Origin of the sequence: Dendrosporobacter sp. 1207_IL3150 (assembly GCF_036763085.1) — a bacterium.
Lineage (GTDB): Bacteria > Bacillota > Negativicutes > DSM-1736 > Dendrosporobacteraceae > JBAIYU01.
Window position 1 is genome coordinate 33,668 of sequence record NZ_JBAIYU010000026.1, and the last position, 14,989, is coordinate 48,656.

Annotated in this window: 7 protein-coding genes, 1 tRNA gene and 1 riboswitch; of the genes, 2 read left to right on the top strand and 6 right to left on the bottom strand. The window is 33.2% G+C overall.

Features of this window, described 5'->3' with window-relative positions:
* Nucleotides 1-23: 23 nt before the first annotated feature.
* Complete coding sequence (gene cobT, locus V6C17_RS13060; RefSeq protein ID WP_333523014.1) at nt 24-1,082, bottom strand: nicotinate-nucleotide--dimethylbenzimidazole phosphoribosyltransferase; 1,059 nt, start codon at nt 1,080-1,082, stop codon at nt 24-26.
* 168 nt (nt 1,083-1,250) lie between these two features.
* A riboswitch (cobalamin riboswitch) is annotated at nt 1,251-1,431 on the bottom strand.
* A gap of 675 nt (nt 1,432-2,106) precedes the next feature.
* Here cobT and V6C17_RS13065 point away from each other — a divergent pair.
* Together V6C17_RS13065 and V6C17_RS13070 are read left to right on the top strand one after the other, a co-directional pair.
* Nucleotides 2,107-2,658, top strand: a complete 552-nt coding sequence (locus tag V6C17_RS13065) for a hypothetical protein (RefSeq protein WP_333523015.1) — start codon at nt 2,107-2,109, stop codon at nt 2,656-2,658.
* Between the two features lie 569 nt (nt 2,659-3,227).
* Complete coding sequence (locus V6C17_RS13070) at nt 3,228-3,581, top strand: hypothetical protein (RefSeq protein WP_333523016.1); 354 nt, start codon at nt 3,228-3,230, stop codon at nt 3,579-3,581.
* Nucleotides 3,582-3,969: 388 nt separating this feature from the next.
* Here V6C17_RS13070 and V6C17_RS13075 read toward each other — a convergent pair whose 3' ends face one another.
* From V6C17_RS13075 to V6C17_RS13095, 5 genes are all read right to left on the bottom strand, one after another.
* On the bottom strand, nt 3,970-4,746 hold the full coding sequence (locus V6C17_RS13075) for a YdcF family protein (RefSeq protein WP_333523017.1): 777 nt from the start codon (nt 4,744-4,746) through the stop codon (nt 3,970-3,972).
* Between the two features lie 718 nt (nt 4,747-5,464).
* Nucleotides 5,465-5,541 (bottom strand) — tRNA-Val (locus V6C17_RS13080).
* A gap of 348 nt (nt 5,542-5,889) precedes the next feature.
* Entirely contained in the window at nt 5,890-6,873 is a 984-nt protein-coding gene (locus tag V6C17_RS13085) for a hypothetical protein (protein ID WP_333523018.1), read from the bottom strand.
* Nucleotides 6,866-9,469: a hypothetical protein gene (locus V6C17_RS13090; RefSeq protein WP_333523019.1), complete on the bottom strand. Its 2,604-nt coding sequence runs from the start codon at nt 9,467-9,469 to the stop codon at nt 6,866-6,868. The genes V6C17_RS13085 and V6C17_RS13090 overlap by 8 nt, the downstream gene beginning before the upstream one ends.
* A 1,184-nt stretch (nt 9,470-10,653) precedes the next feature.
* The gene (locus tag V6C17_RS13095) at nt 10,654-14,328 is read right to left on the bottom strand and encodes a hypothetical protein (protein WP_333523020.1); all 3,675 of its coding nucleotides are present in this window, start codon (nt 14,326-14,328) and stop codon (nt 10,654-10,656) included.
* Between the last annotated feature and the right edge of the window lie 661 nt (nt 14,329-14,989).

A 14,989-nucleotide genomic window follows, 5' to 3' on the forward strand; every position in this document is an offset into this window, starting at 1 on the left:
GTCCCCCTCGTTTTGGCAGTGTACTATACCTGCTTCGAAACCCCTGCATTTTCAAAAGTTGCCATATTGTTTAGCATCTTAATTGAAACACTTAGCATGTCAACTACCATCGAAGCACCAATGGCTTCTCCTAAGCGAACTCCCATGTCTAAACATGCCTTCAAATTGAGTTTGTCCAATGCAATAACATGCGCTGGCTCACCCGAAAGATGTGAAGCAAATATGTAGTTTTTACTTAATGGGTGAATAGCATTAGCGATTAATGCGGCGGCAGTAGTATTTAGGCCATCTATAACTACAGCACATCTATTTGCCGCACAACCAAGAACTACCCCTGCCAATGCACCAATCTCAAAACCGCCGACCTTTGCTAACACGTCAATTCCGTCTGCTCTATCAGGCTCGTTCACTCTTAAGGCTTCACGGACAATATCGATCTTAATTTTCATCCTGCTGTCAGATATACCAGTTCCCCTGCCAGTAACTATTTCGGGAGCAAGTCCAGTAAACGCTGCAACAATAGCAGCACTTGATGTTGTGTTTCCTATTCCCATTTCGCCAAGACTGAAACATGTATATCCTTTCTGAACTCGGTCATTAACAATTTCGATGCCAGTTTCTATTGCCTGTATAGCCTGTTCACGTGTCATTGCTGGTCCTTGCGTAAAATCTTGGGTGCCATACGCAATCTTTCTGTGCCATAATTCTGGTACATGAGATAAATCTCCAGCAACCCCCATATCAACTACAACCATATCAGCACCACAGAAGTTAGCAAAAGCATTAGCACTTGCCCCCTTAGAAACAAGATAGTTGGCAGTCATGTGAATTGTTGTTTCTACTGGATAAGCACTAATACCATGCCTTGCTACGCCATGGTCCGCCGAAGTCACTACCATACAGCAGCGTGGAACTTGTGGCACGATCTCTCCCGACACCCCAGCATACTGCCTTACCATTTGTTCAAGTCTCCCTAAACTACCGATAGGTTTTGTAAGATTATCCAATCGATTTTGCACTTCTCTCATAACATCAGTATTTAACGGAGAAATTCTGGCTAATGTTTCTTTCAATAAACTCATAGTATCCCCCATTTTAGACTTATATCATTTAAAAATAAAGACGGCTTACTCAGTCTCAAAGGACGGCGCAAGCCAGTGTAAAAAATAAAACGACGACCTTTTTGAAAATAATACCAAAAAAGCCGACGAAAATACTCTTTGTGTATTACACCAACCTTTCCTCGAAGGTTTGTAATAACGGTGAAGGCAGGTCTCCTGGCTCCCAGTTCATCGACTATTACGCCTTCCTCTAATGAGTGGCATTGTAATGTCTTCCTGGTACAGTGGCGGGACCGCGCTATCAGCAAATTGCTTAGACTTCCCTATTATCCTCCAGCTGACTGGAGGCACCTTGACCGTATATTTTTTATTAAATTGTTGTCATTATAACAAATTTTTACCACTATCGTCAATTATAGACTTATCAATTATATATAAACTCATCTCTATCGAATCTATTAAAATTTAACAGTTATTAATTTATATGAGTACGGAGAAAATAATTATTGCGGAGAAGAGATGAAAAGGCTTGATTTATACGCAAAGCGCCAATAAGGGAATACGAAGCTATTAATATGCTCGGACTCCATTCGGATGCACTTGCGTATAGCTAAAGGCCAGTCATACTCTTAATCCTTTCAATACGACGGTCCTAGGGCCGTCGTTATTTTTTCATAAAATCATTATCATCAGTTTACCATCTAAGGATAAAAACTCAGTTCTGGAAAAAGTGCGGCAAATGATGTCTCATATACTAATTCAGGAAAAAAAACAAATTGAACTCGAGAATTGTGTCTATAAAGATGACTTGACTTACATACATACTTAAACCGACACCAATCGCAACGATTCTGTTTATAGTAAAGCTTGCCCCTCATACAAAAACCTCCCGTTAGTTTTACTATAAAGTATGCATTAACATAATAGGTTGTTCCTTTGTACTCGGTAAACTTATCAGGTATTAACTAATTATTTCTAGGTATTTTACTGCTGTAAAAAAAATAGTTATAGGAGTGATTAGTAAAAAACCTTGGAGGCGATGCCAATGATTATTTTTAGGAAAAAACATTTACTATTAATAGCACTCTTAGCTTTAGCTATCCCAATAGTTTTGATATCGGGTCGTGTTACAAATAAGATAATGATAAATAAAATAAATGTTTTACCGGCTCCTAAACTAGAATCACATGATTTAAAGAATGAAGATTTAAAGACATATACTAAAAGATTAATGTCATTAGAACGCGATATTGAACGACTTTATACTGAAGTAAGAATAGAAAAGCAATCTACAGAAGAGGTATATGATAAGTATCAGCAAATCAGAGTAAAATTACGGAAATTGCATGTGCATAATAGTGATACAGATAAATTTAGACTATGGCAAGAGCTTGCATATGCTAACTCAAACATCATAATGCTTGTTCAATCCTTAGACGCAACTAACCCAAACTCTAAAGAAAGTGAACAACTTGAAAAAAGAATATCATTTACACTAGAAGCATTTAAGTCCTCGGCTGACGATATTATTAACGATAGAATTGAAAAACAGCAGCTAAATACAGATATTCAGGCTATTTTCGAAATTGAAGATTAAGTTTTATTACCTCGATTTTAAAAACAGTACTTATTTATTTTATACATCTAAATAAAATACCACTGCAAGACTTTATCTTGCAGTGGTATTTTAAATTCAGTCGATAAGTAGATTAGCAATCTGTGACGTCGTCTCCGCAACAGAAGAAAAATAACAGGATAATAATGATTACGATAACGATACCACTATTACCGCGTCCTCCACATCCACCAAAACCGCCGAATCCCATTATAACTCCTCCTTGTAATTTGATTTTCTTGGGTGCACGGTATCCTATGATCAATGTAATAAATTTGCTACATACCAATACAAAAAAATTAATTTATATCGCTTTTTATCCATAATTTTAACATTACGTATTAGGCATAATGAGCTAGTTACGGCTAAAAAATACTACAACCAATGAATTATTATCGGATAAGTAAGCCTGAATTCCTTAACTACTGCATTATAGCTTTCGTAACTCCAGTATTACTGTCGCATTATACTCATAAACTGCTGATATGTTGGCTCGGAATGATAAACTTTCCGCATTGTCACAAAAATAATGTAGGATCGAAGGAGTTGCTATGTCTGCTTTTTTAATTAAATATATCATCGCCGTATTTACTCTTTGGGTAATATCATCCAACCATGATGAGCTCTACTATCCAAAAATATACCATTTTTTTATTACAAGCTTAATTATCGCCGTGACTGGAATATTAATGTCACGAATCCCGTTAGTTACACAAACGATTTGGATGAATACTACTTATTATGTGTTTGTAGCTGCACTTGCTATTTTTTTAATCTCATTCTTTTTGCCAAACAGCTACGTTACCTTGCATGGTGCCTTTTTCACCGCATCAATAGTTGGACTCCTAGAGTTAATCATTTATTTAGTAGTACGCCGTCATAGAAAACTAACAAACGGAGAATAGCGAAAAGAAAAAAACTCATAGACATAATAGAGTTGAGTTGCATATACTTTCCTTACTTGTTTTATCACCGTCAAATAGATCAATCTGAAAATTGCCATTTGCGGTAACTAATCCAGCTCCTCTAACACCTAAACTGCGGATTGGCTTATCCCATTTATAGCTAGCATTGAATAAGGCAGTTCCTATGAGTAAAGAGGAAATAACTGCCGCTTGATTTGGGTTATAATTCTATATCACAGTTGTGTTGCCGTTAAAAAAATATAAGAAATTAGGCATGTTAGAATCCCTTTAAAGATTCTAGCATGCCTTTTTTATGTCTTATATTCCCTATTAGCTGACTTTATGTTAAAGTTCGCAGTAAATTCATAAGAGAATTTGCTTATTTTATTTATGTTGTTTTAAAAAAAGTAGTACCACTTAAAGCTTTAATAATCGCAAAATATTCACGAATCGAATAATTCAGCCTAACTAATATAGGGCTAATACTAGATTTACCATCATAATCTAACTTTAAATGTTGAGCTAATAATTTTGCCCTTAACATATGATAGTCACTAGTGATAATTAAGAATCTTGGTTTTTTATCGGAAAGTGACAAGGCTATATTATTACTAAATTTGAGATTTTGCATAGTTGTCGTAGATTTATCTTCATAGATTATTCTTTCAGCATCAATACCTTTATATATAAGGTATTGGCCCATAGCTTCTGCTTCTGATATGGTTTCACCTTGCCCACGCCCTCCTGAGACTATTACCTTAGATGTTTTGATTTTTACAAGATAATCGTATCCCGCATCTAGTCGACTTATTACAGTATTTGAAACTTTATCGCCATCTAGTCCTGCCCCTAGAATTACTGCATAATCAACATTACCATCAGTATCTGAGTTCCATTCACTTATAATTAATGCTTCAATACAAATAAAGGAACTATAGAATAAAACTATCCCTACTAATGCCAATTTACGCAAATTTTTAACCCTTTTACCTGAAGTGTAATTTAACACATAATGGTTTAAGGAATATATCATAACTAGAGATATCCATGTACCTAAAATAAATAAAGTTCCATATGTAAATCCTAAGAATAACATAAGCACTATGACAATTGCTAAATAGATTAAAATAGAAACTAACATAGTTTTATTAATTGTTGCTTTCATATTCGCATAACACTCCAAATTTATCTTGTGAAACCTTAATATAAGATTATAGGATAATGCTCGAAACCCTTTATTTTATTAAACATCCTCCATATGAGGGTTGCGCCGACTATAAAAAACCATTATTACTGCTTATCACTATTTTACTGGGTAAACTTTATTATCAGATTTACACACAGAGCATATTCGAAAGCTAGTTAACGCTGGACTTGTATTTCAAGAACAAAAAATGGCAAATTTTAATTTACAAAAGAACCGCTTCCACAATATGCACTACATAAAAAGACCGAATTATGAGAAGCGCTTATTACCTAGAAATATATTGATATATTTGTTTGAAAATGTCTTGATTTGTTTTTTGAATACGTCGCTAAGTTGTTTGTAAAATTAGAATTAACTTTTATAAACAAAAACTCCCAGCAAATAAGCCGGTAGTTTTTTTTATTATGCGTTATTTTTCGTTTGAGCCTTACCTATAATCGCACTTTGTATTTAGATAAATTTCTATTTGTTCTGAAAATCGATAAACAATGATATCTATTCCACATCTCATAAACTCAATAGAAAAAGAAACCGCCGCTATTATAGCTAACTTTATCCAAAACACAACTTCAATATTTGCCGTTATTGGTACTTGTTTTTAGTAGTTAAGGGACAAAACAAGGGAGAGTTTATATAAATAAAAAAAGACTTGCACATCGGCAAGCCTTGAATTTACTGGTGGGGTTAGGCAGACTCGAACTGCAGACCTCTTCGATGTCAACGAAGCGCTCTAACCAACTGAGCTATAACCCCAAATGTATTTCGCAGCCGATTGCTCAGCTGCGAATATTATTATATTACGGTTATCCTGTAATGTCAATACCAATTTAGTATTAGCATGTAATTTAGCTTTGTGTGAAGATACTTTATGTATCCTTATATCACGTATTTTCAAAGTACATATAAAAATAGAGCACAATTAGCGAAGTGCTCTTTAATTATAGCGTTTACTTCTTTACTGCAAGATTTAGGCATGAATAAGTTATAATATCCTAAAAACATAAACCTCCCATTTAGAAGGTTTATTTAAGCGGAAACGTTCTTTCAGCTTAATAGGATGTTGCTCTATCCCCTGAAACAGGGGTTACTAGCTTTCATTCATTATGTGGTAAGTAAACTATTTAAAATCGTCTTTAAAGGCTTTTTCCCTTCGTACAAATCATCGCGTATCACGTGCAAATCGTTAACACTACTGAGTCCAGTTAATTGCAGTTGAAATAGAAACCCAACCGTTGATTCAATGCGAGATAACTCTGAGTTAAGCATCGTCATAATCAAGTTCCTCAAATTCGCAGTAAACATAGCGAAGCGAAGAAATCTATCTAATTCGTAAAACTCGAGAACTGATCCCGAATAGTAGTTTCTGCAGTTCCAACCAACTTCTTTTGTTGCTGTAGCAAAAGCTATCTCTTTACTTCTGCTTAGCTCACTCTGATTAAAGCTTACACCACTCTCTCCACGCCAACTAGCTGACACAAAGTCAGGTATCTCTACCTTCCCAACAATAGATAAATTCTCCAATGTATGTCTTATGATATCTCGTATATTTCGGGGGAGTTTCAAAACCACGAGTCGTTCAGAAGTCAGCTCGATTCTGGAAGCTACTTTAAACTCGTTTGCTATTTCATCTGGAATGTATTGAACCCATTTCGTTAGTCTTTTCTTCACTGTTAACGGCGGAATGCGCCGAAGTTCAAAACCCACATAAGAATTATCTTTTGTACTATGACATACAACTACGTCAAAGAAGACTTGCTCATATTTTAATAAATCAAATGAACTATTTCGAATAAACTTTTCAGCCGCTTCCGTAAGGCTTGCATCAGGGCTTAAAAAAGCAGACGCTAATCGTATCTCTTGTATTTCATTAGGTGTTGTAAGCGTAAATTTATATCCTCCTTTATATGGAATAATTTTGTTTACTACATCTTGCAAGAACATATCAGGATAAGGGTTTTCGGCATCTCGATCAAGTGAATCTAATCTTTTCCTTAGTGAACTATGTATATCCAAATCGTGTTTGTTAAAGAAAATTGCTTGGGCTTTATAAACCATGTCTTCATCGTGGAAAGATCGCCTACGCATCTACATCACCTTCTTGCAACTCCTGTTTTAATCTCTTGATATATTGCATTGTCTGCCAATTTACGCTACTATCGTTAAATTCTGTTCTCTCCAACAAGTATTTCGCAACAAAGACATCCGTTGCGGTAAAAACAATATCCCATTCAGAGGCTACGGAACGAATTATTGGACTTTTACGAGCGACCTCATCCTCTCCTGTATAAACGTATTCCGAAAACCTATCTCGAATTACGCCGATTTGAACGAACTTTCTGCGCAACTTCATAGACCAATCAGTTCGTAATGTATCACGAGAAGGCATTGAGAGTTGTCCAGCACAAGCTTCAATAGTTGCCATTAGCAGTAACATCAAGGCGTTAGGATCTTGTGCTTCATCAAATAACTTATCCCAAATGGGTTTCACTTCTGACCAATAGTTTTTGTTTTCCAGTTCACTATAAATAAGAGCATATCCTGATAGCTCAATCATATCAACAGTAGGACTGGATATTATTCCAACTCTCGAGGTAGTATTTAGATCTGTTGTTTCTTTTATTAATCGTTCTCTAGCAAGAAGGCTTGCAAGAAATAAAGGTTTCCATAATCTAATAAATAAATTTTCTTGTCCATCGTATAGACTGTTATAGCAACGCTGTAAAAGTATAGTATAGGAAAACCCAAAGTAATCAGGGAAAGCCTTATCTAAATTGATAGGTGCTAAGGATGGCAATACAATTCCTAGGTCAATTAATACTTCCTCTTCACATTCTCCAAGCTTTTTCTTGATTTTGTCCCATTCGATGGAAGGCCACGGTATGTCTTCGACAGTTTTTAGTTTTGAAATATTATTGTAGCTACTCCTCATGACGGGTAAATGACTATCAAATTTTCTGCATATTTCTAACCCTCGATGTAGTGCTTGGGTCGCTACTAGAATCTTGCTACCCGATATCATACTACCTATGTCTTTAGATACGAACGTTTCAAAACCTCGGACTAATGTATCACTTATTTCTTTAATTACGGTAGCAACTTCACTTGCGACTATTTGATTAATATACCATTGCGGAGTAATCCGCTTACCTTCAGCCTCATATTCAAAGGCTATTTTTTTTCTAATATCCTCTAAACAATTTATAATAGGTGTAGGCAAATCAATACCAAATACATCGTCACTTTTAGTCCATTTTACATTAGTAATGATATTACTTATATATTTGTCGTCAACAACTTTAAGTCTTTTAGAAACGCCTAATAAGATACTTAATATTGTATAGAAATACATATCCGCCATCGTAATAGAGACAGACACTTCCTCTGGTTTATAAGAAACTTGAGTATCTTGAGCATTTATATAACGCAATGATATCCTTCGGAGAGTATCAAGGAGTAAGGTCGCTTCACCATTAGCCAGTTTTTCTCCTATTAGTATTGCACTTCTTCCAACTAAGTCGGATATACTTGATACGTAAATATCTTTTCTATCTAACAGCTTGTCTAGTGCTATTTCAAATATTTCTAAAATTTCTTTCTCAAACCATATATAATCAATAATTTGTTCCGGCTGTAAAGGAACGTTTGCATTTAGACTTATCACCTGCATAGAAGAGTTTGCACGGAACCAACTTTGGTTTTGATGCTCTCTATTAAACCAATAGCTATCAATAGGAATACTGCTTTTCTCGTTCATATACCATTGAATAAGCTCAAGACAGCTTTCACATATTTTATAAAGCGACCTGGAATCAATATAATTAAAATCCTCGCGGTTTACCAATAATGTAATGTTTCTAAAAGTGGTGATATAACCAATCGTTTCTAATCTGTAATGGTTTTGAAATAACTGTTTACGCCAAAACGGGCCTTGAGGAGTTACATTTTGTACTCGTACGTGAATTTCATTTGTTACAAAATCAGTTAACCTGGTAGGATCAAAGTAATTGAATGCGCGTGCTGCCAATATGCTAAATCCTATCATCGAGACAAGGAAAAGAGCAATTACTACTATAATTGGTAATACTCCAGTCAAAAAGCCAAATACATTTAAGGTAAGCAATAAAGTCGATGAAACTCCAAACATTACGACAATGTCAAAGTATGTATTATTAATTTTTTCAGCAAATAAAGCAGTACGAACATCTGAAGGTACTTTAGAATAAATAGTACTTGCTAACACAGTAATAGCAGTGAAATAAAGTCCTAAAAATACGCCAGCTAATTGTGCAAGCACTCCTAATAAATTCAAGTATGCGTCCGGTTTTAAATCAATTCTTGAAATATAATTGCTTAGGCTTTCCGGCAGATAGGATTCAATTATCGGTTGATTAGCAAATAGAAACTTATCAACTTTTATTATCACAACCATAAATAAAAAAATTAGTATTACTTGTGTTAAAATACTAATCCAGATATCCCAAAATACCCTTGCAGCTTGATATTTTGCGTCGTAGAAGTTTCTTAATTTGTAAATTTTATTAAAAACCCTGAAACGAAGACATATAATTTTTTCGCGAATTATCCAAAACATCTTTAATTGCCTTATAACATAACCACACGCGGGTTTAAGCGATCCAAAAACAAGTTTTAAAGCATATTTGACACTATCCCAAGATAACACAAGTCCCCTTCTTTCACTATTTAATTGTTTAACTAATCTTAATTATACAACTAGTCAGTATTATTTGTAACAAATATAGCTAACGTATTTTTATAGGTAATGATAAAACACTAAAAAATGTTATTTTTGAAATGATCGAAAAGAAAGGAATTGTAAATTACTCGATAATGCAACTACACTCTCGATTCCGGTAGGTCTAATAATCGCCTTCGTAATAAACAAAAACTGGATTTATAATATTCTCGTTAAGTACACAAAAAAACATAGTTAGTGATGATGTTTGGCTTAGTACTATGACTAGAACATCTTCTCGGTCTGTTGAAGTAACTGACTTCAATTACAATCGAACATATATCGGTTGGGTTGAAGGTTTTTCTGAGTACGGAATTCAACGAGAGGTATATCTACGATATGTTATAGTTGAGCAATTAAAACCCAAGTCTTCTCTGTTTAAAACAGCTGCTATTTACTTAGTGTTAATGATGATTAAGAATAGATTTTCAGTGTTAAATATCAGGATGAACCAATTATATCTGAAAGGAGAATAAACCATGAAAGACCAACAGCGACCTCCTCAACCAGCGCAGCCTCACCCCTTGAAGCAGCAGCCACAAAGCCCACCTGCACCCTCCCGCCGAGACGGTCTAAACAATCACCCTCCGCCTAGTTCAAGACCACCACGAACAAAATAACTTTATGCACGCTGGCGCAAAAGAAAAAAGCCAGGGTTTTCTATCCCTACCTAAAAAATTGTCTTCATTATCCCAACGTTCAAAGATATAATACCTTCCAGCTCTTCTGACTATAGACTATTAAAACTATTTATTGAAAAAATCTTATTAAAGACGAATAATCGTAATACCTCGGGGCTTTCACTAGGGAAAAGGCGTTTTGGTATAGCTAAACATACGCCTAACCTCTTAATAGCTTGTGTGTATTAGGTTCGGAGCAACTTAACATACGAGTTGTTATCGGATCGAAACATATGTTTGTATCGCTATCATTGTACATTACTAACCAAAATGTATTTAATAGGTGGGTAAATTGTATTTTAATTCAACATAACAGCAGTATACATACATTTTTGCTATCTTGTTTTACTTTAGAACAAATTGTATAAATATGACTTACATCAGTAACAGACAAAGAGGCAACCTTAAGTTGCCTCTTTTGTAACATTGTTCCTAATTCCCTCTAGCAGATCTTGCAATAAGTTGTTGATGATTTTTTAATACATCTATATAAATATGAACCATTAAAACATCAGCGCCATTATTATTATTCTTATGCCTCGTGCAATAAACCCATTTGTTTTGAATACAGTTTTGAATAAATGTATTATTTTTAAATATATCCAAATCGTTAGCATTAGAATGGGCATAAACTTTATAATTAGTCTTATTACAATCGATAATGAATTCATTTTCTAAATAATCACAATAGCCTTTCCATAAATCAACAGGTGTCTCGCTAGTTCCGTAAACCAATGCATACATTACCTTACAGTTATGAATATCATAACCAAAAAGTTTATTCACATGTGAGAAGATAACTTTTTTGTTTACTGTTTCTAAACGAACAGCTTCAACTAGTGAAATTATTTGGTCGTCATATTTTATTATTAGATCGTTTTCGCCCATGCCGGCTCTCTTTTGCGCAGTAATAGTTCCTGTAAATCCACTTTTAGGTTGATCAACCATGCTAAAATTTAATAAATATGAAAACCTAAAATTAAAAAACTCTTTAAATAATATACTATATCTATCCTCCTCGCATGGCTGCTTATTAAATATTAAATGAGGAGAATAAAAGTTAATCTTGTCACAAGTATCTAATACCATCTTAGTTAGCAGCAATTCTATAGAACCTGATGAGTGTTCACCAATAACAACATTGCATAACTCGTATAAGCTAACACATTTTAGTTGATTCAAAAAATAACGAAGTTCTACTGATTGTGATTGGATTGATGTCAACTTCGGAATTATGAGCTTATCAATATCGTTTTCAAAATCGATTATATCTTGATCTTTTCCATATATATTATAGAGTACTGTAACTATATTTTTAACTTCGCTATCTTTGCCTTCCTTTTTTAGCATTGAAGCTATATAGAATGCACATTTTTTTGTATGCTTTAATGTAGAAGGCATTTTATTATAGTACCACCAAAATTCGCCTTTTTTATCAAGCTCAAGATATAAAAATAAAACATTTGAGTAAAAGATCTCTTCATCAAATAAAATACTTTCACTACTAATTGAATCTTCAATATCTAGCATTAATGTTTCCGCTTTTGTCAAAACTTCCGAGTAATCTATATTATCTTTTTTTAATTCCATTATTCTTAGTGCAAAAGCATGTAACAAATTTTGTTTTATAGATAATCTAGGCTCATTTATTAAAAGTTTTTGGTAGACAGAAATAGCCTTCTGATAATCTTTATACTTATCGGATTTTAAATGAACCAGACCTATATAAAATAAATTACCAGACGATAATATACTATCATAATCACCTTTAAGAAGAGCAATCCTCATTCGAACGCTATCTATCCATTTCTTTCTCTCTTCATAAAAACGCTCACCTTTCACCTTAACTATTGAAATATAATTATTTAGTATATCCTCTGCTTTCTCCAAAAAATTTATATTTTCTAAACAAATTAATGAATCGATATATTTTTCAATGCGAGGTATATAAAATATATTGTCTGTATTAATGTGTTTTATATTTAAAAGCACCTTATCTTCTAATCTTTTTCGATCATTGAGATTTTTTATATGTTTTAGCATTAATACCAGTTTATCAGCGTCTACACCCTCTAAATAGCTAATAATTAATTCTTTATTATTTTGCTTTATATACTCCAAACATTCTAGTACTTCTTCTAGAATGTAATCAGAATTAATTGTATCAAGGCTATTAACCTCAAAAATATCTAATTCTCGAGTAGATTGGAATGTTATAAAGCATTCCGTAAATACAGCTTCTATAATTTGAATAGTCCCGTTATCTATATTAACTAAGTTTTTAAAAGGATTTTTAATTAATCTTGAAAGAAATAATAAATGTAACGCAGCTTTCTTTTTTATAAGAAAACTTCTATTATTCATTTGATTATTTAATTCCAAGGGATTTAACACTGCTACTAACTTTTTAATATCATTTTTTTTGCGACTAACTACTTCTTTCCAAATTGGGTTTTGTATGATGTCTGTTTTAATTCCGCTAAAAATATAAGTGTCCTCACCTGTGTATGTCATGGATTTTATATATGCCTCGTAAAGAATATCTAGACATCGATTAAAAAACTCTTGAATAATCTTACTTGATTCTTTATGTGTCATTACTATATCTATTAAATCCAGCAAAAAGAAAAACTCTTTCAATACCAATGGTACTTCATTTTGGTTAAAACGGCTTTCGATATTATCCAACATATAATCAAGACAGTCTAAAACATCATATACACTGGTTTCCAGTAGTCTAATAAATGCTTTATAGATTTCCAAATAGTGAATATCTTGTTTGGATTTGCTTATAAATGTCTGTTCCCGATAGAAATGACCTTTATTAATTAAATAAAGACTTATGTTAAAAACTAGATTACTTTTTTCAGAGCCATCCATCAGGGCAAGTTTATGTTTTATAAGCTTAAGTCCCTGATTCCATAAATCTATAGGCGGAACCGGTTTATACACTTCTAAGTTATGTTCCGCTAATAGAATACACCCTAAGAACAGTGTCTCGTTGTTTTTTAATAGATCTATTATGAATTTACTTCTTTTCTTCCAAAAAGGGCGATGCATAATCGCTAGTATAACAAACGGCTTTTGGAGCAGATTAAAGAGAATATCCCGAATATCTGCATCAATTTGATCATAATAGTTAAAATATAAATCAAGTAATAAAAATACCCTTTTTCTAGGCTCTGCAATATAATGAAAGAAGTGACCATAATGCATTTCTAAAAAAATTAACCGTTCAATCTTATCAATTGGGAAAATACTATTACATTCATTTAAGGATAAGTTTTCTGGATTATCTAATAATAGCTTCTTTAAAGCAATACATTCTTCATCAATCCAATCTCCTAAATTGCTATCGGTAACTATCCACTGTAAACCTACTTGTATGAGTTGATTTAACTGTCCACTATCTAAAAATTCGCCAAATTCATTTCCATCCACAAACAGTTCATAGTATTCGATCCACCATTGTAATTTCTCTTGAAGTGAACAGAATGGTTTTATAGTTTGTGACCATAGCTTAGCAAATAAATAATTTAAAAAAGGTCTAATAATGGGATTTCGGTGATTTAACACCCAAGAACCATCATGAAATTTTAAGATTTCCATACTTTCAAACCAAGAAATATCAGGCGTATTGGTAAAATAACTTTTATGCTTATTTATTACTTCTTCTAGATCCTTAACCTTTATTTTCCTTTCGTCTTTATACTCAACCGCTGAAAGTTCACTTATAAATTTAACTTTTTGCTTTATGCTTTCACATTGGATATTACTACTATCTATATGTTTCTTATAAATCGAATTAAAGTGCCACTCTCCCAAAACATTAATTAGCCACTTTTCTGTGAATAAATCATTTAATGTGAAATATACATTCGAATTTTTCTCTAAATAATCCTGATATCTATCTTCTAAGTACTTTATCGTATAGAAGTTTTGACTAAGCTTTGAATTCATTATTATTGAAACCAACAATACATCAAATGAAAAATCATTTATCAATAGCTCAGCGTTGATATTTAGATCATTGATATAACTATCATTATTCGTACAATCCAATAGCTGTTTTAGTAACTCCGCATCTCTATTTAGTTCATAATACATGTGTTTCTCCCCCTATTGTTACTCCAATAAGATTCAACATAACAATTTCCATCTTTGTTTCAAAATTCCTTGAATTTAATAATACTTTAGTTAATCTAAGAAAAAAAGTAACGAGCTGTTAGACAGGGATAGGCCTCCTGCCCCTTCACAGCTCGTTAAATTATTTTAAAATTCAGCACGCTAACTAGTGTATCTAAATATCATGCCATTAAAGATATATATTGAAAGCAAAAAAAAACACCCTTAACGGTGTTTTACCTATGGAGGATGAAAAGCTCATAACTCATCCTCTATATATAATGTTTTGAAAAGGTAGTTTTGATATCCTATTATTTAATATCATTTGTAAAATATTTGTAAAACATTATAGTTAATATGCCCAATCCTTATTATCCAATGGATTATATTTGGCATGCTGCAACTTCATCTCTTTATCATTTAGAGCCATTTTTTCTTGTCATCGTAACATTGGTATGCCCTAGAATCTGCTGGATGCTAAAAATGTTGCCACCATTAAGTAAAAACGTTTTTGCGTGTTTTTGCTAACATAAAAGTTGACCACCTAAGTGCCAAATGATAACAAAAAAGTTGACCACCTTCACAACATTTCCTGTAAGCTAGAATTGACGAGAAACTGGCTTACGGGAGGAAAGGCGTTGTT